The sequence below is a fragment of the Aquamicrobium terrae genome (genome assembly GCF_040545735.1).
Classification (GTDB): Bacteria; Pseudomonadota; Alphaproteobacteria; order Rhizobiales; family Rhizobiaceae; genus Mesorhizobium; species Mesorhizobium terrae_A.
In genome coordinates, this window is record NZ_JBEPML010000001.1 from 282,264 (window position 1) to 303,795 (window position 21,532).

The window sequence follows — 21,532 nt, forward strand, 5'->3', positions numbered from 1 at the left end:
CGAAACTACCGAACGAGGGAGACACCATTCATGTCACGTCTTGCGCCTGTTGCCGTCCTCATCTGCGCCCTTGCATTGGCCGCCTGCGCCAATACCGTTCGCGGAGTGGGACGGGACGTCCAGTCGACCGCCAATGCGGTCGAGGACACCGTCAACTGACCTTTTCCCTATCTGGGAACGGCAAGGCCGCGCCGCAAGGAGCGGCCTTTTCCGTATATGCGTCAGGCCGAAGCGCGCAGATTGTGCTTGCGGTTCATGAAGTCCTTGGCCGTCTCCACCGCCACGGCGGCATCGCGGCAATAGGCGTCGGCGCCCACGGCCTTGCCGAACTCCTCGTTCAGCGGCGCGCCGCCGACCAGGACCACGTAGTCGTCGCGGATGCCCTTTTCCTTCATCGTGTCGATGACCACCTTCATGTAGGGCATGGTGGTGGTGAGCAGGGCCGACATGCCGACGATATCGGGCTGATGCTCCTCGATCGCCTCAAGGTATTTCTCGACCGGATTGTTGATGCCGAGATCGATGACGTCGAAGCCGGCGCCTTCCATCATCATGCCGACGAGGTTCTTGCCGATGTCGTGGATGTCGCCCTTGACCGTGCCGATCACCAGCTTGCCCTGCTTGGGCGCGCCGGTGGCGGCCAGAAGCGGGCGCAGGATGGCCATGCCGGCCTTCATGGCATTGGCGGAGAGCAGCACTTCCGGCACGAACAGGATGCCGTCGCGGAAATCCTCGCCGACGATGCGCATGCCTTCCACCAGCGCCTCGGTCAGCACCTTGTAGGGCATCCAGCCGCGATCCAGGAGGATTTGGGTTCCTTCCTCGATCTCCTCCTTGAGTCCGTCATAAAGGTCGTCATGCATCTGCTGGACGAGTTCGTCGTCGGACAGTTCGGAAAGGATGATCTCGTCGTCGTCGGCCATAGTCCTACTCCAGGTTGCCGCGCCCCAGTTGCCGCCTTTGTCACGGGCAATGATCGCTTCCCAATACCTACAGCCGGCGTGGTTTCCGCCATGGCTGATTTGCGACTTCCGACAATGGGAAAGCGACCGGGAAATGGCCCGGGCTTGTGTCGATTTTGCGACAGTCCTTGGCGCTGTGTGGCCGTTTCGCGCACGGGCCATGACTACGATCCGGCAAGGAGCGGCGGCCTGCGCGGCCGGCGCAGCTTTCAAGGAACAGAACCATGAGCGATAGTGCGGCAGTCGATCAGGAAGCGGCAGGCGGGCGTCGGGGGCGTGGCGCCGGCCGCGGTGCCGGCGGCGGCGCGGCCGCCCGCCGGGCGGCGCGTTCAGGCGGAGGGCCGGGCACCCAGCTCACCTACATCACCCGCAAGATGGGCGTCTACGAGGTGCTGGACGAGGAAGGTCTGGCGCTGATCGAGAAAAATGCCGACACGGTGCTCGAGGAAACCGGCATCATCTTCCGCGACGATGCCGAGGCGCTGGAGATGTGGAAGCAAGCCGGCGCCGACGTGCGCGGCGAGCGCGTGCACTTCCCCAAGGGCCTGTGCCGGTCGCTGCTCAAGAGCGCGCCGTCCACCTATGTCCAGCATGCGCGCAACCCCGAGCGCTCGGTGCAGATCGGCGGCAAGGCCACCGTGTTCGCGCCGGTCTACGGCCCGCCCTTCGTGCGCGACCTCGACGGCAACCGCCGCTATGCGACGATCGAGGATTTCCGCAATTTCGTGAAGCTCGCCTATATGGCGCCGTCGATCCACCATTCGGGCGGCACGGTGTGCGAGCCGGTGGACGTGCCGGTCAACAAGCGCCATCTGGACATGGTCTATTCCCATATCCGCTACTCGGACAAGCCGTTCATGGGTTCCGTCACCGCGCCGGAACGGGCTGAGGACACGGTGGCCATGGCCAAGATCGTGTTCGGCGACGATTTCGTCGAGAACAACACGGTGCTCACCAGCCTCATCAACGCCAATTCGCCGATGGTGTTCGACGAGACCATGCTGGGCGCGGCCAAGGTCTATGCCCGCCACAACCAGGCCTGCATCGTCACGCCCTTCATCCTTGCCGGAGCGATGAGCCCGGTGACGGTTGCCGGTACGCTGACTCAAGTGCTCGCCGAAGTTCTGGCCGGCGCTTCCTTTACCCAGCTCGTGCGGCCCGGCGCGCCGGTGCTGTTCGGCACCTTCGCCTCGTCCATATCCATGCAGTCGGGTGCGCCGACCTTCGGTACGCCCGAACCGTCGCTGGTTTCCTATGGCGCGGCGCAACTCGCGCGGCGGCTCGGCCTGCCGTTCCGCACCGGCGGCTCGCTGTGCGCCTCCAAGGTTCCGGACGCGCAGGCGGCCTATGAAAGCGCCAATACGCTCAATTCCACGGTTCTGGCCGGCACCAACTTCGTGCTGCACGCGGCCGGCTGGCTGGAGGGCGGCCTGGCCTCCTGCTACGAGAAGTTCATGATGGATATCGACCAGCTCGGCATGCAGCAGAAGTTCTGCGAGGGCGTCGACCTGTCCGAGAACGGGCAGGCCATGGACGCGATCCGCCAGGTGGGGCCGGGCAGCCATTATCTCGGCTGTGACCACACGCAGGCCAATTTCCAGACCGCGTTCTACCGTTCGTCCATCGCCGACAACAATTCCTACGAGCAGTGGCTGGCGGAAGGCGAGAAGACCGCGCCGCAGCGCGCCAACCAGCTCGCACGGCACTGGCTGGAAAGCTACGAGGCGCCGTTCCTCGATCCGGGCATCGACGACGGCCTGAAGGACTTCATGGCCCGCAAGAAGGAGTCGATGCCGGACGCCTTCACTTGAAAGGAGCCCGAGACAGGCCGGGCTAAAGTGGCCAACATCATCCACAAGGAAGTCTGGCGGAGCGCTTTCTCCGATCCGGAACGGAAATAGCATGGGGCCGAAGGCGGCCGGGCAGGGCTGAAATTCCTGCTTGCAGGCGCGCGCGCCCGGTGATTTCTTCTCGGGGTTTCCGAGCATCGGGATGTGGAGAAACCGGTGTCCGGTTCGATGTCCGATCAAAGTGGTGGATCGCCTTTGTGCCGTGTCGAACGCATGGCGATCCGGAGGGTTTCAGCATGCAGCCGACCGTTGTCCTTGTCAGTGTCTTCGCCATCTTCATCCCAGCCCTCATCCTGCCGGGGCCGGATTTCATCGGCGTGGTGCGCTCTTCGATGACGCGCGGTGCAAGGGCCGGCCTGCTCACCGCCCTCGGCGTGTCGATCGGGCTCGGCTTCTATGCCACGCTGGGCCTTGCGGGGCTTTCGGCGGTTCTGGTGCGTTTCGAATGGCTGGCATGGCTGATCCGCGTCGCCGGCGGTGCCTATCTCGTCTATCTCGGAATCAAGCTGCTGTTCGCCAAACCGGAAACCGTCAAGCTTGACGGGCAGGCGAGGGGCGGCAACCCGCTGCTGTTCGGCCTCGGCGTGACGCTGACCAATCCCAAGGCCATCGTGCTGTTCGCCTCCGTGTTCGCCACCTCGGTGACGGCGGCGACGCCCGGCTGGCTGATGGCGACGATGATCGCGCTGGTCATGGCAAGCTCGCTGATCTGGTATTCCATCGTCAGCCTGTTCATGTCGTCGGCGCCGGTCATGCGCAGCTTCGGCCGTGCCCGGCACTGGATCGAAAGGATGGCTGGCGCGTGCTTCATCCTGATCGGCGGCCGCATCCTCGCCGACAGCCGCAACCCGCTGACGCCGTGACCTATGACGGGCTGATCAAGGACGCACTTGCCGCGCATGGGCTGTTGCTGCGCGGCGGCTTCAATTTCAGTGTCGGGGAAGATGCACCGCCCGGCCCGGAGGGCAGGCCGGCGCGTGCGGTGCTTCTTGTCGGGCAGGCGGGCGCGGAACCCTGGCCGCATTTCCTGCGCTGGCGGCAGGCACGGCCCGAGATTCGTGAAAATCCGCTCGATAGCTGGTCGCGCGAGGTCATCGGCGACGTTGCCGGGCGGTTCGGCGCACGCGCGGTTTCGCCCAATGACCGGCCGTTCCTGCCGTTCCAGCAATGGGCGATGCGGGCCGAAGGGTTGAAGCCGTCGCCGCTCGGCATCCTCATGCATCCTGAATACGGGCTCTGGCACGCCTATCGCGGGGCCCTGCTGTTCGACCATGAAATTCCGATCCGGCAGGCTGAGAAGGTGATTCACCTTTGTGACTTATGTATCGGAAAACCTTGCCTGAAAGCCTGTCCGGCGAATGCCTATTCGCCAGCCGGTTTCGACTATGCCGCCTGCCTCGCGCATGTGCGCGGCGCGCAGGGCGAGCGCTGCATGACCGGCGGTTGCCTCGACCGCAATGCCTGTCCGCACGGGCTGGCCTATCGCTATCCCGCCGAGGTCCAGGCCTTTCATATGGCCGCTTTTGCCCCGCCGGCTTGAGCACCGAGGCGGCGCTGTTTTGCCGGCGGCTTGCCGGCACAGTTTTGACGATTGACACCGGTCTGCGTCGCCATTAGGGAAAGTCATCTGATGATTTGATGATCCTATGAAACAGGCGATCCGAACCAATCTGGCCGACAGCGCGGCCGGCAATCTGCGTGCCGAGATTACGGGCGGCCGGTGGACTGTCGGCGAGCGCATCCCCAATGAAGCGACGCTCGTCGAGATGCTGGGCGTGAGCCGCGGAACCGTGCGCGAAGCCGTCCGGGCGCTGGTCTCGCAAGGCCTGCTCGAAACCCGGCAGGGTTCGGGCACCTATGTGCGGGCGACGGCCGACCCCGCCGCCGCGCTCGACCGCGTCCGCCAGACCTGCCTGCGCGACCAGTGGGAGGTCCGGGCCTTGCTGGATGTCGAGGCCGCCCGGCTGGCCGCGCTGCGGCATAAGCCCGAGGACATCGCGCGGCTGCGCAAGTTGCTGGCCGAGCGCCGGACGGTGGCGGAGGTCGGACGCGAGGTCTTCGTGCAGCGCGACATAGCCTTTCACCGTGCGGTGGTGCAGGCGTCCGGCAACGAGGCCATGGTGGAGATCTACGATTTCTTCACCGCCGCCATCACCGACGCCATAAAGTCCACGCTGCGCGGAGAAGTGCCTGAGCCCGATACGCAGGCCCACGCCGAGATCGTGGAGGCCATCGCCTCCGGCGACCCCGACCGAGCCGCCGCTTCTGTCCGCGTCTTCATGGCGCCCATCCTCCTCCAACTCGGGCGGCTTCTTTCTTCATGACCATAAGCACTTCGCTCCCCGGCGCGTCGGCCTCCCACGCAGCGGCCAACGCGCTCGATGAACAACTCGTCGATGCCGAGGCCGACAGCCTGCCGCCGCCGTCGCCGCCGAAATTCGCCAGCCGCGCGGCCAAGCTGCTGTTCGCCGCCAGCCTCGTGCTGATCGCCTTCAACCTCAGGCCGCTGTTTTCGTCGCTTTCAGTGGTGCTGCCGGAAGTCATCCGCGACACCGGCCTGTCGACGGTCGGGGCCAGCCTGCTGACCACCTTGCCGGTGCTGTGCCTCGGGGTGTTCGCGCCCTTCGCGCCCCGGCTGGCACAACGCTTCGGTGCCGAGCGTACCCTTGCAGGGGCGCTGGTCCTGCTGGCGCTCGGCACGGGATTGCGCGGATTCGATTCGGTATCCCTGCTGTTCTTCGGCACCTTTGCCGCCGGTGCCGCGATCGCCGTCTCGAATGTGCTCCTGCCCGGTGTGGTCAAGCGCGACTTTCCCGAAAGCGCGGCCATCATGACGGGTCTCTACACCATGGCCTTGTGTGCCGGTTCCGCGGCCGCGGCCGGCCTTACCCTGCCGATGGAGCATGTGCTGGGCTCCTGGCAGGCTGCCCTGGCCGCCTGGGCGGTGCCGGCGATCCTGATGCTGGCCCTCTTCGTGCCGCAGGCGCTGAGGGTGAAGCCGCAGGCCGCCCATACCGGCTTTCGGGTCGAGGGCCTGTGGCGCGACCGGCTGGCCTGGCAGGTGACGCTGTTCACCGGCCTGCAATCGGCGCTGGCCTATTGCGTGTTCGGCTGGCTGGCGCCGATGCTGCGCGAACGCGGCTTCGAACCGACGGTTGCCGGCGGCATCGTCTCCCTGTCGGTCATGGTGCAGGTGGTGACCTGCCTCGGGGTGCCGTCCTTCGCGGTGCGGCGCAGGAACCAGCGCGGCGTCAACATTGCCTTGGTGGCTTGTGCCACCATCGGCCTGATCGGGCTGATGTTCGCGCCCGCGTGGTCGGTGCTGTTCTGGGCCGTGCTGCAAGGCATCGGGCAGGGCGGGCTGATTGCGGCGGCGATGATTGTCATCGTGCTGCGGTCGTCGGATTCGCATGTCGCGGCGCATCTGTCGGGCATGGCGCAGGGCGTCGGCTATGTGCTGGCGGCGATAGGGCCGCTGTTCCTGGGGCTGATCAGGAGCTGGACCGGCAGTTTCGATGCGGCGGCCTTGCTCATCGTGGCGCTGGGGCTGGGCGCCGGGCTGGCCGGGGCCGGTGCGGGCCGGGCGCTGCATGTCGGTGCGCGGACGGTGAAGCTCGACGACCGCAAAACCTGATTTTCCGAAAAAATTTTCGCCGATACCCAAGGAATGGCCAAACGACGTCGTCCAAGGCACGATGATGGCGATGATGCTGGATGATGGCGATGCCTCCGACGCCGATCTGATCGGCCGGGCGAGGGACGGAGACAGGGCGGCTTTCGGCGCACTGGTCGAACGGCACTATGATTTCGTGCACCGGCTCGCCTGGCGCTGGAGCGGCGACCGTACGAATGCCGAGGATATCGCGCAGGATGTCTGCGTGCGCATGGGCCGCTCGATCCGCACCTATCGCGGCGACGGCAGCTTTACCACGTGGCTCTACGCGCTGACGCTCAACGCGGTGCGCGACATGGCCCGCAAGGCTGCCCGCGAGACGGTCAAGGCGCAGGCCTATGGCGTCGAGATGCTGGCCATGGCCGGGCCGGACAGCGCGGCGGACGAGCAGCTCGAAGCGCTGTGGCATGCCGTGCGCCGCCTGCCCGACAAGCAGCGCGACGCGGTTCTGCTCGTCTATGGCGAGGGGCTGGCCCATGGCGCCGCCGCCGAGGTCATGGCGATCTCGGAAGCGACGGTTTCCTGGCACATCCATGAAGCGAAGAAGCGGCTGAAGGTGCTCGTGCGCCAGGCCGGGGAAGTGTGACCATGGTCGACGACAAGGAACTCCGAAGGCTGGGCGGGATGGACGTCCCCAAGGCGAGCCCGCAAGCCAGGGTGCAGGCCCTGCACGCGGCCATGCAGGCCTTTGACGCGCAGGAAGAAATTTCGGCCGCCCCCCAAGGAATGGCCGCCAGGCATCGTCTCACCGGCCGAGCACGCAAGCTCTGGAGAGACATGATGCAGAAGAAACTGATTGCCGCGCCGGCCCTTGCCGGCCTCGTCGCCCTGCCGATCGCCGGCTACACCGCGCTTTACCTGGTGCAGGGCTCGCACTTCACCTCTGCCCGGCACGACACGCCGCCGGCCGAAGCGCCGGCGGGCGAGGTCGTCCGCGAACGTGCGGAGATGAAGACCGAAGCTTTGGAGAATGCCGTGCGCGAAGATGCGGCCGAGACCGAGATGGCCGCGCCCCAGGCCCCGTCCCCGGCATCGGCCGACATGCCGGCGGCGCGGCCTGCGCCGCACCTGCAAAAGCAGATGGGGCGGGAGGGCACCGTCTCGCTCCAGCAGCGCAGCATTATGGTCCACCCGGCTCCAGAACCCTTTGTGCCGGCGCAGCCCAACCGCGACAAGGTCGGCAGCTTCGACAGCAACCCCGTGCGCTCGGCGGCCGAGCAGCCGGTTTCGACCTTCTCCGTCGATGTCGATACGGCCTCCTATGCCTATGTGCGCCGTTCCCTGAACCAGGGCGTGCTGCCGCAGCCCGACACGGTGCGGGTCGAGGAGATGGTCAATTATTTCCCCTATGCCTGGAAGGGGCCCGAATCGGCGGAAACGCCGTTCAATGCCGATGTGACGGTGATGCCGGCGCCGTGGAACGGTGAGCACAGGCTGATGCATGTCGCCATCAAGGGCTATGACGTGCAGCCGGCGGAGAAGCCGAAGGCCAATCTGGTGTTCCTCGTCGATGTCTCGGGCTCGATGAACGAGCCGGACAAGCTGCCGCTGCTGCAATCGGCCTTCCGCATGCTGGTGAACCGGCTGGAGGCGGACGACACCGTCTCCATCGTCACCTATGCGGGCGAGGCGGGAACGGTGTTGGAGCCGACCAAGGCATCGGACAAGGCAAAGATCCTTGCCGCGATCGACGGCTTGCAGGCAGGTGGATCGACGGCCGGGGAGGCCGGTATCCGCGAGGCCTACCGGCTGGCGAAGCAGTCCTTCGTGGGGGGCGGCGTGAACCGCGTCATGCTCGCCACCGACGGCGACTTCAATGTCGGCCAGACCGACGATGGCGATCTCAAGCGCCTGATCGAGGGCGAGCGCAAGGCCGGCATCTTCCTGTCGGTGCTGGGTTTCGGGCGCGGCAACCTCAACGACAGCATGATGCAGACCATCGCCCAGAACGGCAACGGCACCGCCGCCTATATCGACACGCTGGCGGAAGCGGAGAAGGTGCTGGTACAGGAATCCGCCTCGACGCTGTTCCCCATCGCCAAGGACGTGAAGATCCAGGTCGAATTCAATCCGCAGAAGGTCTCGGAATATCGCCTGATCGGTTACGAGACGCGGGCCCTGGCGCGTGAGGATTTCAACAATGACCGCATCGATGCCGGCGATATCGGCTCCGGCCATTCGGTTACCGCCATCTATGAGATCACGCCGAAGGGTGCGGCCCAGCAGATCGACCCGCTGCGCTATGGCGAAGCCTCCACCGACAATGGTGGCGTCGCCAATGCGGATGAATACGCCTTCGTGAAGATCCGCTACAAGTTGCCGGATGAGGACACCTCGAAGCTCATCACCCGTCCGGTGACGGCGGCCGACGAGGTAACCTCGTTCGCGGCAGCCGGCGAGGATCAGCGCTTTTCGGTGGCGGTCGCGGCTTTCGGCCAGAAACTGCGGGAGGAGGGGGAACTGGCCGGGTTCGGCTATGACCGCATCCAGCAGATGGCCTCCGAGTCACGAGGGACCGACCCGTTCGGATATCGTGCGGAATTCCTGTCGCTGGTGCGGCTGGCGGAAGCCCTGTCCGGCCGCAACTGACGGCCTGCGGCGTCGAGAAAGCCGGCGGTCCGTCCGCCGGTTTTTTCTTGATCTCTAAAATGCGACCGATCCCGGCGACGGCATCGCAATGCCTCTCGTCCATGATGGAGACGGTTGAGATTGGGGGCCGGCGCGATGCGCGTTGACGGTAATGCGGGATTGGGCGCCTATGCGGCGCGCGAGGGGACTGCCGGGCCTCGGACAGCTTCCGGGGACGCGATGAGCGCGGTGCAGGCCGCGCGGCAGACGGCCCTGTCGGCGCTCAACAATCCGCGCTTCGGCGCCATGCTGGAGCGGATTTCCGATCCGCGGGCCAGCGAATCCGTGATGATGATGCAACGCGGGGAGAGCCCCGCGGCGGATCAGGCCTCGGTGCTTTCCAGCTACGCGGAGTTTTGATCAGGCGCGCGAACGGCGGCGTTCGCGCCGGCCTTCGCCGGTTCCGGCGCCGTTCGGGCTCGCGGCCTTGTTGCGCAGGGGGCCGATGCGCTCCACGATGGTTTCGAGGGTGGGGCGTGCAGCCTTGCTGTGGGCGTCCAGCGCCTGGCGCATGGCCGCCAGATGGGTGAAGGAGGTGCCGCAGCAGCCGCCGACGATCCGGGCGCCCGCATCGACCGCCAGCCGCACATAGTCGGCCATCAGTTCCGGCGTGCCGGAATAGCGGATCTCCGAGCCGTGGAATTCGGGAATGCCGCAATTGCCCTTGACGATGACGGTGGCTTCCGGCTTCGCCTCGGTCATGTCGAGCAGCGAGGCGAGGATGTCCGAAGCGCCGACGCCGCAATTGGCGCCGACGCCAAGCGGCGCCTGCGCCAGCCCGTCGGCAACGGCATGGATGTCCTTCGGTAACAGGCCCATCATGGTGCGGCCGGCAGTGTCGAAGGAACCGGTATAGACATAGGGCAGGCCGACACGGATGGCGGCTTCGGCGGCGGCGCGGATTTCATCGGGCGCAGACATGGTCTCGATCCAGGCGACTTCGGCGCCGCCCGCCTTCAGCCCCTCCATCTGTTCGGCGAAGGCCTCGACCGCCTCCTCATATGTGAGGGCGCCGAGCGGCACCAACAGCTCGCCGGTCGGGCCGACCGAGCCCGCGACGATGACCTTGCGGCCGGCCTCGTCGGCCACGGCGCGGGCGATTTCGGCCGCGCGCCTGTTCAGCTCGTGCACGCGGTCCTGCGCATGGTGCAGCTTCAGCCGGTGGCGGGTGCCGCCGAAGGAATTGGTGAGGATGATGTCGGCGCCGGCCTCGACGAAGTTCCGGTGCAGCGCGGCGATGGTGTCGGGCGCCGTCTCGTTGAGCAGTTCGGGCGCTTCGCCGGCGGCCAGCCCCATGGCGAACAGATTGGTGCCTGTCGCGCCATCGGCAAGCAGCACGCCCTTTTCGGCAATCAGGGCCTCGATCGGATTCGTCATGATTGTGCCTTCGGGAAATGTTTCACAAGACATAAGGATTTCTTTATGTCTCGTCAATGCGCTTGGGGTGGCGGAATACAGGGCGAACTGGCGTTTCCAAAAACGCTTTGTTAGGATCGATGCATGTGCTCGGGTGCGATCCATCCTGCTAAAAGGTCCGTCGCGGTGACGCCGTCTCCGCGCACGCGCCATGCCGAGCTTCTGCGCCTGTGCGCCCGTATCGGCTATTCTCCGCCCATCCCGGCCTGAAATCCGCCCCGGCCTTGTTGCCGGACAGATTCAGGAAACAGGGGTAACATCATGACCTATCAGAACTATTCGCTGAAGCAGCTTCAGCAGATCGATGCTTCGCATCACCTCCATCCGTTCACCGACCACAGGGAGTTGCGGGAAGCGGGATCGCGCATCATCACGCGGGCCGAAGGGCCCTATATCTACGATTCCGAAGGCCACGAGATCCTCGACGGCATGGCTGGCCTGTGGTGCGTCAATGTCGGTTACGGGCGCGACGAGCTGGCCGAGGCCGCCTACAAGCAGATGAAGGAGCTGCCTTACTACAACTCCTTCTTCAAGTGCTCGACCCCGACGCCGGTGCTTCTGGCCAAGCGGCTGGCCGAACTGGCGCCGAAGGGCGTCAACCAGGTGTTTTTCGGTTCGTCTGGCTCGGAGGCCAACGACACGGCGCTGCGCCTCGTGCGCCACTACTGGGCGCTGGAAGGCAAGCCGGAGAAGAACCGCATCATCTCGCGCAAGAATGCCTATCACGGCTCGACCGTGGCCGGCACCTCGCTCGGCGGCATGGAGCCGATGCACAAGCAGCTTGGCGGCGCAGTGCCCAACATCGTCCATGTGATGATGCCTTATTCCTATGAGCTGGCGCTGCCCGGCGAAAGCGACCATGAGTTCGGCCTGCGCGCCGCCAAGGCGATCGAGGACGCCATTCTCGAGGCGGGACCGGAGAATGTCGCGGCCTTCATCGGCGAGCCGATCATGGGGGCCGGCGGCGTCAAGATCCCGCCGATGAGCTACTGGCCGGAAGTCCAGCGCATCTGCCGCAAATACGATGTGCTGCTGATGCTGGACGAGGTCATCACCGGCTATGGACGCACCGGCGAATGGTTTGCGGCGCAATCCTTCGGCATCGAGCCCGACACCATCACCACTGCCAAGGCGCTGACCTCCGGCTACCAGCCGCTTTCTGCCCTGCTGGTCGGCGACCGCATCGCTTCGACACTGATCGAGAAGGGCGGCGAATTCTACCACGGCTATACCTATTCGGGGCACCCGGTGGCCTGCGCCGTGGCGCTCGCCAATCTCGACATCATCGAGCGGGAAGGGCTGGTCGAGCGGGTGAAGACCGATACCGGTCCTTATTTCGCCCAGGCGCTGCGCGAGCGCATTGCCGATCACCGGCTGGTGGGCGAGGTGCGTTCCTTCGGCCTGATGGGCGCTATCGAGATCGTCAAGGACAAGGCGACCAGGGAGCGCTTCGAGGGCGACGGCCGCGCGGCCGTCGTGGTGCGCGACCATGCCATCGCCAACGGCCTGATGCTGCGCGCCACCGGCGACACCATGATCCTGTCGCCGCCGCTGATCTGGACGCGCGACACGATCGACCTTGCCTGCGAGCGGATCGTCAAGGCGCTCGATCTGGCCGAGAAGGACCTGTTCGGCTGAGCCATCACGGACCTGCCGCTCCTTGTGCGGCAGGTTCTCCGCCCGGTGCCGGAAAGCAAAGACCTGTCCGGAAAGCAAAAACCGCGCTCCTTTCGGAACGCGGTCTTGCCGGATACGCAGGATGTTTCGCCACTCGAACGCTGCGAAACCACACTCGTTCACTCAAACTTCGCGCTCCGGTACGCACAACCTGATCCGGAGCGTAGGGCGGTCGCCCGCCTTCGGGTTATGGTTTTACAGCGACATCGTTACCGGTCGGTTAGCGAGAGCTTAAGCAAACCTAAATTTGCGATATTTCTTGTGAGCTTAGCGCCTATCGTCAGGCGTGCACGAGGTTGCCCGGATTGCAACCTCGGGGTGAAACGGCAGGGCCAGCGGAGTGCGGGGTGCTTCAGCCTTTTTGGCCGCGCAGGAACTCGATGATGCCGGAAAAATCGGTGCCCGCGCCGCCCTGCGCGTTGAACAGGCCGTAGAGTTGCGCGGCTTCGGCACCCAGCGGGGTCGCCGCGCCGGCGCCCTGGGCGGCCTCCTGCGCAAGCTTCAGGTCCTTCAGCATCAGCGCCGCGGCGAAGCCCGGCTTGTAGCCGTTGTTGGCGGGAGAGGTGGGCACCGGCCCCGGCACCGGGCAATAGGTGGTCAGCGACCAGCACTGGCCTGACGAGGTGGAAGCCACGTCGAACAGGGCCTGATGCGACAGGCCGAGTTTTTCAGCCAACACGAAGGCTTCGGCCACGCCGATCATCGAAATGCCGAGGATCATGTTGTTGCAGATCTTGGCCGCCTGGCCGGCGCCGGCACCGCCACAATGGACGATGCGGCCGGCCATGGGCTGCAGGATCGGCTCGGCGCGGGCGAATGCGCCTTCGGCGCCGCCGCACATGAAGGTCAGCGTGCCGGCCGTGGCGCCCCCGGTGCCGCCGGAAACGGGAGCATCGACCGAAACATGGCCATGGTCGGCCGCCAGCGCATGCGCCTTGCGCGCCGACTCGACGTCGATGGTGGAGGAATCGATGAACAGCGTGCCGGGCTTCGCGGCCGGCGCGATGTCCCCATAGACCGCGATCACATGCTTGCCGGCCGGCAGCATGGTAACCACCACCTCCGCTTCCCTGACGGCGGCGGCCGCATCCGCCGCGATGGTCACGCCGTGCTCGCGCGCGGTGGCCAGATTTTCGGCGACGAGATCGAAGCCGATGACGGTGTGACCTGCCTTGACCAGATTGGCGGCCATGGGGTTGCCCATATTGCCGAGACCGATGAAGGCGATGGTGGTCATGGTGAACTCCTTCGGAGTTAGGGGAATAGGGGAGTAGGGCAGTAGGGCAGTAGGGGGAGGCAGCTTTGACATACTGCCCTACTGCCTTACTCCCCTATTGCCTTCCAATGATATGCCTCGCGACAATCACGCGCATGATCTCGTTGGTGCCTTCGAGGATCTGATGCACGCGCAGGTCGCGGACCAGCTTCTCGATGCCGTAGTCGTGCAGGTAGCCATAGCCGCCCAGAAGTTGCAGCGCGTCATTCGCCACCTTGAAGCCGGTGTCGGTGACGAAGCGCTTGGCCATGGCCGACCATTTCGAGGCGTCATGGGCCTTGGCGTCCAGCTTTGAAGCGGCGGCGTAGAGGAAGATGCGGGCGGCCTGGAGTTCCGTCTCCATGTCGGCAAGGCGGAATTGCAGCGCCTGGAACTGGTCGATGCTCCTGCCGAATGCCTTGCGCTCGGCCGTATAAGTGAGGGCCTTGTCGAGGGCCGATTGCGCGCCGCCCAGCGAGCAGGCGGCAATGTTGAGCCGGCCGCCGTCGAGGCCCGACATGGCGATGGAGAAGCCCTTGCCCTCCTGCGCCAGCCGGTTCTGGGCCGGAACCCGGCAATCCTCGAAGATGACCTGCCGGGTGGACTGCATGTGCCAGCCCATCTTGTGCTCGTTGGCGCCGAAGGAAAGGCCGGGCGTATCCTTCTCGACCACGAAGGTCGAAATGCCCTTGGCACCATCCTCGCCGGTGCGCGCCATCACCACATAGAGGTCGTTGTCGCCGGCGCCGGAAATGAACTGCTTGACCCCGTTCAGCACATAGTCGTCGCCGTCGCGCACGGCCCGGGTGCGCAAGGCGGCTGCGTCGGAGCCGGAACCGGGCTCGGTCAGGCAATAGCTTGCCAGCCATTCCATGGTGGTGAGCTTCGGCAGGAAGCGCTGGCGCTGCTCCTCGTCGCCGTAGCGGTCGATCATCGAGGCGGCCATGTTGTGGATCGAGATGAAGGACGAGAAGGCCGGGCAGGCGTGGGACAGCGCCTCGAACACCAGAACCGCGTCCAGGCGCGAAAGGTCCGAACCGCCGACATCGTCGCGCACATAGATGCCGCCGAGGCCGAGCGGGCCTGTCTCGCGGATCACATCGGCGGGGAAACGCTTTTCCCTGTCCCATTCCAGTGCGTTCGGCGCGACGCGGTCTTCCGCGAAAGCGCGCCCCATGTCCTGGATCGCACGCTGGTCTTCGGTGAGTTCGAACTGGTTGCCATGCGTTGAAACAGCACCGTCCATCGCGTCCTCCCGTCCGCTCGGCGGGCCGTCATTTTGCTCGCCGGCAATGCTTGGCTATGGATGGCGGACACTCTAGACCAATGATAAGGCCGCGCAACCCGACCATAAGCGGAGCGGCTGTGCAAAATTTGAAGATCGAGATAGCGCATGTCAGCACAAATACATGACCGGGCTTGCGGCGGAGGATGTTGCTGATGGCGCGGGCGGTTATGTTGCAGGGCACCGGCTCGGACGTCGGCAAGACCGTGCTGGTGGCCGGGCTGTGCCGCGCTGCGCACCGGCGCGGGCTGAAGGTGCGGCCGTTCAAGCCGCAGAACATGTCGAACAACGCGGCCGTGGCCGATATTCCGGGCGAGGCGGCCGGCGGCGAGATCGGACGCGGACAATGGCTGCAGGCGCTGGCCTGCGGCGCGCCGCCCAGCGTGCACATGAACCCGGTTCTGCTCAAGCCGCAGACCGATATCGGCTCGCAGGTCGTGGTGCAGGGCAAGGTTCTGGGCGAAGCCCGGGCCCGCGACTATCAGGTGCTCAAGGGGCAGTTGATGGACGCCGTCATGGATTCCTGGGCGAAGGTGGGCGAGGGCGCCGATCTCGTCATCGTGGAAGGGGCCGGATCGCCGGCCGAGATCAACCTGCGCGCCCGCGACATCGCCAATATGGGCTTCGCCACCGGGGCCGGCGTGCCGGTGGTGATGGTGGGCGACATCGACCGCGGCGGCGTCATCGCCTCGCTGGCCGGCACCCATCTGATCCTGCCGGAGGAAGATCGGCGAATGGTGGCCGGCTACCTCATCAACAAGTTCCGGGGCGATGTCAGCCTTTTCAACGATGGCATTGAAGCGATTGGACAATTCACCGGCTGGCGGTGCTTCGGGGTGGTGCCGTGGCTGAAGGCTGCCGCAAGGCTCCCATCGGAGGATTCGGTGGTGCTGGAACGGCTCGCCGCCGGCGAGAGGCGGGCGCTCAAGGTGGCGGTGCCGATGCTGTCGCGCATCGCCAATTTCGACGATCTCGACCCGTTGCGCGCCGAGCCGCAGGTCGAGGTGGTGTTCGTGCCGCCCGGCCAGCACCTCCCGCAGGATGCCGGCCTGGTGGTCATCCCCGGCTCCAAGTCGACCATCGGCGACCTGTTGCAGTTTCGCGGGAACGGCTGGGACCGCGATCTGGAGGCGCACCGGAGGCGCGGGGGCCATGTCATCGGCATCTGCGGCGGCTACCAGATGCTTGGGCGCAAGGTGCGTGACCCAGACGGTATCGAGGGCGGGGTGAGGGAAGCGGACGGGCTCGGCCTGCTCGATGTCGAGACGGTGATGGAGCCTGAAAAGACCGTGCGCAATGTCGGCGCCCGCTCGGTTGCCTTCGACCTGCCGCTGTCGGGCTACGAAATCCATCTCGGACGCACGTCCGGTCCCGATTGCGGCCGTCCGGTCGCCATGATCGACGGTGTCGAGGATGGCGCGACCTCAGCGGACGGCAAGGTGTTCGGCACCTATCTGCACGGGCTGTTCGAAGCCGACGCGTTCCGGGCGCGGCTGCTTGAAAGCCTTGGGGTGAAGGGAGGCGGGCTCGACTACAGGGCGCAGGTGGAGCGGGCGCTGGACGACATTGCGGCTGAGCTGGAAACATGCCTCGACTGCGACGCCATTTTCGCGCTGGCTCGGTAGAATCTAAACCCCAAGGACCAGGCGCAGCGGGTTGGCCGGGTCGGCCAGCAGCTTCACCGCCAGCGCCAGGCATACCACCACCAGAAGCGGCTTGATGAGGCCGGCGCCGATGCGCATGGCCAGCGTGGCGCCGAGGCGCGCGCCGAGAAACTGGGCGACGCCCATCATCAGGCCGATCTTCCAGTGGATCACGCCGGCCATGGCGAAAACGGCGAAGGCGCCGATATTGGTGGCGAAGTTCAGCATTTTGGTGTGGGCCGTGGCCTTCAGCACGCCGTAGCCTGCCAGGGTGACGAAGGCCAGCATGTAGAACGAGCCGGTGCCCGGACCGAACAAGCCGTCATAGAAGCCGATCATCGGGACGATGGTGAGGCCGAACAGGAAGGGTGACAGGCGCTCGGCGCGGTCCACGTCGCCCATATTGGGCTTGAGGGCAAAATAGAGCGCGATCGCCACCAGCAGGACCGGCAGCGCCGCCTGCATGATTTCGGCCGGAACGACCGTTGCCGCCAGCGCGCCGAGGGCGCTGCCGAGGAAGGCGAAGCCGGCCGCCGGCAATTGCTTGCGCACATCGACATGGCCCTTGCTGGCATAGGCGAGCGTGGCGGAACCGGAGCCGAACAGGCCTTGCAGCTTGTTGGTGCCCAGCGTTTCCACCGGCGGCATGCCGGCCAGCAGCAAGGCGGGAATGGTGACGAGCCCGCCACCGCCGGCGATGGAATCGATGATGCCGGCGAGAAAGGCGGCCAGCGCCAGCATGGCGACGGTATCGGCGGTAAATTCGATCATGAGGCTGAACCGGCGGGAGGAAAAGTTTCGAGGCAGCTTCCACCACATGCAGCGCCATTGCGCAATGGCCACACTTCGCCTTGCTTCGATGCAAGACGACGAAAGCCGGATTCCCCTTTTCCTTGCGATGCTCTAACTATGGCCGGATTGGCGCATGAGGGGAATTTCATGGCGTTCGCGTTTCTGGACCACATACGAAACCTGTTCGAGGGCGACCCCGGCGTGCGCAAGGTCGCCGACGATCCGGTGCTTTCGGCGGAACTCTTGATGCTGTTTCGCATGATCCTGGCCGATGGTTCGGTCAGCGACAGCGAGATGGAAACTTTCCGCCGCATCTGCCGCGACGCGTTCGGCATTCCGGAGGCCAGCATCGACGGGGTGGTCGAATATCTCAACGAGGCCGGCTACGAGACCACGGGCGCGCAGGCGGTGGCGCTGTTCCGTGACCTGCCGCTGGAGCGCAGGCGCACCCTTGCCGGGCACATGGCCGAGATCGCCAAGGCGGATGCCAGCCTGGCAGAGAACGAGATCAGGCTGCTCAAGCGCACGCTGGAAGTGCTCGATATCGACCCGGCCGATGTGGTGAGGGGCAGGGGATAGAACTATCCCTGTTCCCGCAGCCTGCCGGCCAGCGCCCGCTTGAGGTCGGGCGCGGCCGAGACCAGTTCCTGCGCGGCATCCGACTGCGGGTTGTCCAGCACTTCGTGCGTGCGGCCGCGCTCGACGATCCGTCCCTCCTTCATCACCATCACCTCGTCGGTGATGGCCCGTGCCACCGTCAGGTCGTGGGTGATGAACAGGTAGGCGATGCCGAGCCTGGCGTTCAGTTCGGCGAACAGATCGAGGATCTGGGCGCGGATCGAGACATCGAGCGCCGACACCGGCTCATCCGCCACCACCAGTTGCGGCCTCGTGATGATGGCGCGCGCGATGGACAGGCGCTGACGCTGGCCGCCGGAGAACTCGTGCGGATATTTGTCGAGTGCATCCGGCCCCAGCCCGACTTCGGCCAGCGCGGCAGCCGCCATCTCGCGGCGTTCGGCCCGTGTCGGGGCCTTTTCCAGCAGGTGGAGCGGTTCCGTCACCAGCTTTCCGACTTTCTGGCGGGGATTGAAGGAACCGTAGGGGTCCTGGAACACCACCTGCATGTCGCGCCTTGCCGGCTTCAGCTCGGCCTCGCGCCTGCCGGTGAGGGTTTCGCCCCGGAAGCGGATTTCGCCGGCGGTCGGCCGGTCCAGCGCCAGCACCATGCGCGCCAGCGTGGACTTGCCGCATCCGGAGCGGCCGACCAGCGCCACCGAGCGGCCGGGCGCGATGGAAAACGACACATCGTCCACCGCGCGGGTCGGCGTGCCGCGCCGAAACAGCGACAGGCGGCGGCCGGGATAGTCGCGGGTGAGGTTCCGGACGGAAAGGAGGGGGCTGTCGGGGTCCTCGGGCTTCCGCGTGTTGCGTGCAGCCGCGGCGGCGCGGATTTCCGGCACATGGGCGGAGGCTTGCGCCAGTTGCCGCGTGTAGGGATGCGTTTGCGCCGAAAGCACCTGCGCCGTCTCGCCGTCCTCCATCACCCTGCCATTGCGCAGGATGGTGATGCGGTCGGCCATGTCGGCCACGACGGCGAGGTCGTGCGAGATCAGAAGCAGGCCCATGCGGTTTTCCGCCACCAGATCGCGCAGCAGATCGAGTACCTGTGCCTGCAACACCACATCGAGCGCCGTGGTCGGTTCGTCGGCGATCAGCAGTCGGGGTTTCAGCGCGCAGGCGATGGCGATGACGACGCGCTGGCGCTGGCCGCCGGAGAGTTCGTGCGGATAGCGCGACAGCGGGAATTTCGCCTCGGGCAGGCCGACGCGGTCGAGTATCCGGCGGGTGCGGTCCTCCGCTTCGGCCCGGCTGGAGCGGGTGTGCCAGCGTATGCCTTCGGCGACCTGCTCGCCGATGGTCTTGAGCGGGTTGAGCGCGGTCATCGGCTCCTGGAACACCATGCCGATGTCGTCGCCGCGCAGCGTGCACATATGCTCCTCGCTGGCGGTGGCGAGATCGTTGCCGTCGAACAGCACGCGGCCGGACGTGCGGGCGGCATGGGGCAGAAGCTGCATGACGGTCAGCGCCGTCATCGACTTGCCGGAGCCGGATTCGCCGACCAGCGCCATGATCTCGCCCTGACGCACCGACAGGTCGATGCCGTTCAAAACCGGGACCGTGCCGATGGAGAGCGACAGGTTTTCGATCTCGAGCAGGCTCATCGGCGCCGCCTCGATTTCGGATCGAGCAGGTCGGCGATGCCGTCGCCCAGAAGGTTCAGCCCCAGCACGGTGATGACGATGGCCATGCCGGGAAACAGCGCCATCCAGGGGGCGATCGTCATGCGCGTCTGGGCGTCGAACAGCATGCGCCCCCAGCTCGGCATGGGCGGCTGCGCGCCGAGCCCGAGATAGGAAAGGCCGGCTTCCGCCAATATGCCGAGCGCGAACTGGATGGTGCCCTGCACCAGCAACTGATTGGCGATGTTCGGCAATATGTGCTCGACGGTGATCAGCGTCTGGCCCTTGCCGGCGGCGCGGGCGGCCAGAATGAATTCGCGCGGCCACACCGACAGCGCGCCGGCACGCGCCACGCGGGCGAACACCGGCACGTTGAAGATGCCGATGGCGATGATGGCGTTGATGGCGCCGGGACCGAAAATGGCGGTAATCATGATCGCCGACAGCAGCGCCGGAAAGGCGAAGACGAGGTCGTTCAACCGCATCAGCGCCTCATCCAGCAGGCCGCCGCGCGCCGCCGCGAACAGGCCGAGCGGCACGCCGATCCCCATGCCGATGCCGACCGCCACCAGCGCCACCGCGATGGAATTGCGCGCGCCCACCATGATCATCGAGGCGATGTCACGGCCGAAATGATCGGTGCCGAACCAGTGGGTAAAGGAAGGGGCCTGCGTCCTGTCCGCCACGACGAGCTTCGTCACGTCATAGGGCGTCCACAGGAAGGAGGCGAGCGCCATCAGGGCGACGAGCCCGGTGATCAGGCAACCTGCAACCAGCGGCCGGTTGGCGAGCGCCCTCATGCCCGGCTCCTGAGCCGCGGATCGACCAGCGCGTAGGACAGGTCGACGATCAGGTTGACGGCGATGACGGTGGCGACCAGCAGCATGACCACGCTTTCGACCACGATCAGGTCACGCTGGGTGATCGCCTGGAAGATGAGGCGTCCGAGGCCCGGCAGGTAGAACACGTTCTCGATGATGATGGTGCCGGCCAGCAGGAAGGCGAATTGCAGGCCCATGATGGTGACGACCGGGATCAGCGCATTGCGCAGCGCATGCCCCCACAGCACCTTGCGCCACGGCATGCCTTTGGCGCGGGCGGTGCGGATGTAGTCTTCCGACAGCACATCGACCAGCGCCGAGCGGGTGACGCGGGCGAGGATCGCCGCCTGCGGCAGGGCGAGCGCCAGCGCCGGCAGCATCAGCGCCTTGAGGGCCGGCCAGACGCCGGCGCTCCAGCCCGGAAAACCGCCGGCGGGGAGCCAGCGCAGCCACACCGCGAACAGATAGACCAGCAGCAGCGCGAACCAGAAATTGGGCACCGCCACGCCAAGCTGCGCCGCGCCCATCGAGATCGCATCGCCGGCCTTGCCGCGCCGCGAGGCGGCGTAGAGCCCGACCGGAATGGCGATGGCGGTGGAGAGCGCCAGCGCGATCAGCGCCAGCGGCAGCGAGACGGCAAGCCGCTCCGCGATCAGGTCGATGACGGGCACCGAATAGGTGTAGGAGCGGCCGAAATCGAGCGACAGAAGGTTGCCCGCCCAGTGCAGGTAGCGCTGCACCGGCGAGCCATCGAGGCCCATCTGCTGGCGCAACTGCTCGACCTGCGCCTCGCTGGCGTTCATGCCGAGCATGACGCGCGCCGGATCGCCCGGCACGATCTCCAGCACCGAAAACACCACCACGGACGCCAGCGCCAGCGTGATGGCGGCGATGGCGAGGCGCTTCGCGAGATAGGCCGTCATGCGGCGGCGCTTTCGTTCCGGCGGGGCAATACCCCCACCCCTGACCCCTCCCAACAAGGGGGAGGTGGATGATTTCGCCGTTGTCGTTGCCAAAATCTTTGACATTGGATGGGGGATGCTGGCGTTGCAAAATTCTCCTCCCCCTTGTGGGGAGGGGGCAGGGGTGGCGGCAATGCCAGATGCGACCGGCTTCCCGTAAACGGCAAGAAGGATGCTGTCCTCAACGCTGACGTCTCCCTCTCCCCGCGGGCGGGGAGAGGGTAAGGGTGAGGGGCCGTTTCAGCCGGAATCCGAAATGATTCGATAGCAGCGCTCTTGGATGTCCCACCAAAGACGATGGGGAGCAGGCCCGAGCGAGTCATCA

General features: G+C 65.9%; 20 protein-coding genes. 12 read left to right on the forward strand and 8 right to left on the reverse strand.

What is annotated here, in order from left to right:
- The first annotated feature begins 30 nt into the window (after nucleotides 1-30).
- Complete coding sequence (locus tag ABID37_RS01330; protein ID WP_354192161.1) at nucleotides 31-159, forward strand: EncA/B family entericidin; 129 nt, start codon at nucleotides 31-33, stop codon at nucleotides 157-159.
- Between the two features lie 62 nt (nucleotides 160-221).
- Here ABID37_RS01330 and ABID37_RS01335 read toward each other — a convergent pair whose 3' ends face one another.
- Nucleotides 222-923, reverse strand: a complete 702-nt coding sequence (locus ABID37_RS01335) for a corrinoid protein (RefSeq protein WP_354192162.1) — start codon at nucleotides 921-923, stop codon at nucleotides 222-224.
- Nucleotides 924-1,186: 263 nt separating this feature from the next.
- Between ABID37_RS01335 and ABID37_RS01340 the strand changes: the two genes are divergently transcribed.
- From ABID37_RS01340 to ABID37_RS01375, 8 genes are all read left to right on the forward strand, one after another.
- Nucleotides 1,187-2,773, forward strand: a complete 1,587-nt coding sequence (locus tag ABID37_RS01340) for a trimethylamine methyltransferase family protein (protein WP_354192164.1) — start codon at nucleotides 1,187-1,189, stop codon at nucleotides 2,771-2,773.
- 275 nt (nucleotides 2,774-3,048) lie between these two features.
- The gene (locus ABID37_RS01345; RefSeq protein ID WP_354192165.1) at nucleotides 3,049-3,675 is read left to right on the forward strand and encodes a LysE family translocator; all 627 of its coding nucleotides are present in this window, start codon (nucleotides 3,049-3,051) and stop codon (nucleotides 3,673-3,675) included.
- Nucleotides 3,672-4,352, forward strand: coding sequence for a hypothetical protein (locus ABID37_RS01350; protein WP_354192166.1), 681 nt, complete (start codon nucleotides 3,672-3,674; stop codon nucleotides 4,350-4,352). The genes ABID37_RS01345 and ABID37_RS01350 overlap by 4 nt, the downstream gene beginning before the upstream one ends.
- A 106-nt stretch (nucleotides 4,353-4,458) precedes the next feature.
- Nucleotides 4,459-5,136: a FadR/GntR family transcriptional regulator gene (locus tag ABID37_RS01355; protein ID WP_354192168.1), complete on the forward strand. Its 678-nt coding sequence runs from the start codon at nucleotides 4,459-4,461 to the stop codon at nucleotides 5,134-5,136.
- Entirely contained in the window at nucleotides 5,133-6,446 is a 1,314-nt protein-coding gene (locus ABID37_RS01360; RefSeq protein ID WP_354192169.1) for a CynX/NimT family MFS transporter, read from the forward strand. Before ABID37_RS01355 ends, ABID37_RS01360 begins: the two co-directional genes overlap by 4 nt.
- Before the next feature lie 64 nt (nucleotides 6,447-6,510).
- Nucleotides 6,511-7,071 carry an RNA polymerase sigma factor gene (locus ABID37_RS01365; protein ID WP_354192170.1) on the forward strand — a complete coding sequence of 187 codons (561 nt, stop codon included), beginning with the start codon at nucleotides 6,511-6,513 and terminating at the stop codon, nucleotides 7,069-7,071.
- A gap of 2 nt (nucleotides 7,072-7,073) precedes the next feature.
- Complete coding sequence (locus ABID37_RS01370; protein ID WP_354192172.1) at nucleotides 7,074-9,074, forward strand: vWA domain-containing protein; 2,001 nt, start codon at nucleotides 7,074-7,076, stop codon at nucleotides 9,072-9,074.
- Nucleotides 9,075-9,293: 219 nt separating this feature from the next.
- Nucleotides 9,294-9,473 carry a hypothetical protein gene (locus tag ABID37_RS01375; protein WP_354192174.1) on the forward strand — a complete coding sequence of 60 codons (180 nt, stop codon included), beginning with the start codon at nucleotides 9,294-9,296 and terminating at the stop codon, nucleotides 9,471-9,473.
- Here the strand turns inward: ABID37_RS01375 and bmt are convergent, their stop codons facing one another.
- On the reverse strand, nucleotides 9,474-10,490 hold the full coding sequence (gene bmt, locus ABID37_RS01380) for a betaine--homocysteine S-methyltransferase (protein ID WP_354192175.1): 1,017 nt from the start codon (nucleotides 10,488-10,490) through the stop codon (nucleotides 9,474-9,476).
- 300 nt (nucleotides 10,491-10,790) lie between these two features.
- Here bmt and ABID37_RS01385 point away from each other — a divergent pair, with 300 nt between their 5' ends.
- Nucleotides 10,791-12,167 (forward strand): aspartate aminotransferase family protein, encoded by a 1,377-nt coding sequence (locus ABID37_RS01385; RefSeq protein ID WP_354192176.1) that lies wholly within the window; start codon nucleotides 10,791-10,793, stop codon nucleotides 12,165-12,167.
- Nucleotides 12,168-12,558: 391 nt separating this feature from the next.
- Here ABID37_RS01385 and mmsB read toward each other — a convergent pair whose 3' ends face one another.
- Together mmsB and ABID37_RS01395 are read right to left on the reverse strand one after the other, a co-directional pair.
- Nucleotides 12,559-13,443 (reverse strand): 3-hydroxyisobutyrate dehydrogenase, encoded by an 885-nt coding sequence (gene mmsB / locus ABID37_RS01390; RefSeq protein ID WP_354192177.1) that lies wholly within the window; start codon nucleotides 13,441-13,443, stop codon nucleotides 12,559-12,561.
- A gap of 94 nt (nucleotides 13,444-13,537) precedes the next feature.
- Nucleotides 13,538-14,707: an isobutyryl-CoA dehydrogenase gene (locus tag ABID37_RS01395; protein WP_354192179.1), complete on the reverse strand. Its 1,170-nt coding sequence runs from the start codon at nucleotides 14,705-14,707 to the stop codon at nucleotides 13,538-13,540.
- A gap of 194 nt (nucleotides 14,708-14,901) precedes the next feature.
- Here ABID37_RS01395 and ABID37_RS01400 point away from each other — a divergent pair, with 194 nt between their 5' ends.
- A complete protein-coding gene (locus tag ABID37_RS01400) occupies nucleotides 14,902-16,371 on the forward strand; it encodes a cobyric acid synthase (protein WP_354192180.1) in 1,470 nt (489 codons plus the stop codon).
- 3 nt (nucleotides 16,372-16,374) lie between these two features.
- Here ABID37_RS01400 and ABID37_RS01405 read toward each other — a convergent pair whose 3' ends face one another.
- Nucleotides 16,375-17,160, reverse strand: a complete 786-nt coding sequence (locus ABID37_RS01405) for a TSUP family transporter (RefSeq protein ID WP_354192181.1) — start codon at nucleotides 17,158-17,160, stop codon at nucleotides 16,375-16,377.
- Between the two features lie 168 nt (nucleotides 17,161-17,328).
- Here ABID37_RS01405 and ABID37_RS01410 point away from each other — a divergent pair, with 168 nt between their 5' ends.
- Nucleotides 17,329-17,760 carry a tellurite resistance TerB family protein gene (locus ABID37_RS01410; RefSeq protein WP_354192182.1) on the forward strand — a complete coding sequence of 144 codons (432 nt, stop codon included), beginning with the start codon at nucleotides 17,329-17,331 and terminating at the stop codon, nucleotides 17,758-17,760.
- A 2-nt stretch (nucleotides 17,761-17,762) separates the two neighbouring features.
- Here ABID37_RS01410 and ABID37_RS01415 read toward each other — a convergent pair whose 3' ends face one another.
- Genes ABID37_RS01415 through ABID37_RS01425 form a run of 3 tightly spaced genes read right to left on the reverse strand, consistent with a single transcriptional unit; the run spans nucleotide 17,763 to nucleotide 21,168 of the window.
- Nucleotides 17,763-19,406, reverse strand: coding sequence for an ABC transporter ATP-binding protein (locus tag ABID37_RS01415; RefSeq protein ID WP_354192183.1), 1,644 nt, complete (start codon nucleotides 19,404-19,406; stop codon nucleotides 17,763-17,765).
- Nucleotides 19,403-20,224, reverse strand: a complete 822-nt coding sequence (locus tag ABID37_RS01420) for an ABC transporter permease (protein WP_354192184.1) — start codon at nucleotides 20,222-20,224, stop codon at nucleotides 19,403-19,405. The genes ABID37_RS01415 and ABID37_RS01420 overlap by 4 nt, the downstream gene beginning before the upstream one ends.
- Nucleotides 20,221-21,168 (reverse strand): ABC transporter permease, encoded by a 948-nt coding sequence (locus ABID37_RS01425; RefSeq protein WP_354192185.1) that lies wholly within the window; start codon nucleotides 21,166-21,168, stop codon nucleotides 20,221-20,223. The genes ABID37_RS01420 and ABID37_RS01425 overlap by 4 nt, the downstream gene beginning before the upstream one ends.
- Between the last annotated feature and the right edge of the window lie 364 nt (nucleotides 21,169-21,532).

Excerpts from the sequence above, each read along its gene's own strand:
- ABID37_RS01410 (WP_354192182.1), top strand. The coding sequence starts at position 17,329 with ATGGCGTTCGCGTTTCTGGACCACATACGAAACCTGTTCGAGGGCGAC.
- ABID37_RS01400 (WP_354192180.1), top strand. The coding sequence starts at position 14,902 with ATGGCGCGGGCGGTTATGTTGCAGGGCACCGGCTCGGACGTCGGCAAG.
- mmsB (WP_354192177.1), bottom strand. The coding sequence starts at position 13,443 with ATGACCACCATCGCCTTCATCGGTCTCGGCAATATGGGCAACCCCATG.
- bmt (WP_354192175.1), bottom strand. The coding sequence starts at position 10,490 with ATGACGAATCCGATCGAGGCCCTGATTGCCGAAAAGGGCGTGCTGCTT.
- ABID37_RS01375 (WP_354192174.1), top strand. The coding sequence starts at position 9,294 with ATGAGCGCGGTGCAGGCCGCGCGGCAGACGGCCCTGTCGGCGCTCAAC.
- ABID37_RS01420 (WP_354192184.1), bottom strand. The coding sequence starts at position 20,224 with ATGAGGGCGCTCGCCAACCGGCCGCTGGTTGCAGGTTGCCTGATCACC.
- ABID37_RS01395 (WP_354192179.1), bottom strand. The coding sequence starts at position 14,707 with ATGGACGGTGCTGTTTCAACGCATGGCAACCAGTTCGAACTCACCGAA.
- ABID37_RS01385 (WP_354192176.1), top strand. The coding sequence starts at position 10,791 with ATGACCTATCAGAACTATTCGCTGAAGCAGCTTCAGCAGATCGATGCT.
- ABID37_RS01345 (WP_354192165.1), top strand. The coding sequence starts at position 3,049 with ATGCAGCCGACCGTTGTCCTTGTCAGTGTCTTCGCCATCTTCATCCCA.
- ABID37_RS01415 (WP_354192183.1), bottom strand. The coding sequence starts at position 19,406 with ATGAGCCTGCTCGAGATCGAAAACCTGTCGCTCTCCATCGGCACGGTC.
- ABID37_RS01335 (WP_354192162.1), bottom strand. The coding sequence starts at position 923 with ATGGCCGACGACGACGAGATCATCCTTTCCGAACTGTCCGACGACGAA.
- ABID37_RS01360 (WP_354192169.1), top strand. The coding sequence starts at position 5,133 with ATGACCATAAGCACTTCGCTCCCCGGCGCGTCGGCCTCCCACGCAGCG.
- ABID37_RS01405 (WP_354192181.1), bottom strand. The coding sequence starts at position 17,160 with ATGATCGAATTTACCGCCGATACCGTCGCCATGCTGGCGCTGGCCGCC.
- ABID37_RS01340 (WP_354192164.1), top strand. The coding sequence starts at position 1,187 with ATGAGCGATAGTGCGGCAGTCGATCAGGAAGCGGCAGGCGGGCGTCGG.
- ABID37_RS01425 (WP_354192185.1), bottom strand. The coding sequence starts at position 21,168 with ATGACGGCCTATCTCGCGAAGCGCCTCGCCATCGCCGCCATCACGCTG.
- ABID37_RS01365 (WP_354192170.1), top strand. The coding sequence starts at position 6,511 with ATGGCGATGATGCTGGATGATGGCGATGCCTCCGACGCCGATCTGATC.
- ABID37_RS01370 (WP_354192172.1), top strand. The coding sequence starts at position 7,074 with ATGGTCGACGACAAGGAACTCCGAAGGCTGGGCGGGATGGACGTCCCC.
- ABID37_RS01330 (WP_354192161.1), top strand. The coding sequence starts at position 31 with ATGTCACGTCTTGCGCCTGTTGCCGTCCTCATCTGCGCCCTTGCATTG.
- ABID37_RS01355 (WP_354192168.1), top strand. The coding sequence starts at position 4,459 with ATGAAACAGGCGATCCGAACCAATCTGGCCGACAGCGCGGCCGGCAAT.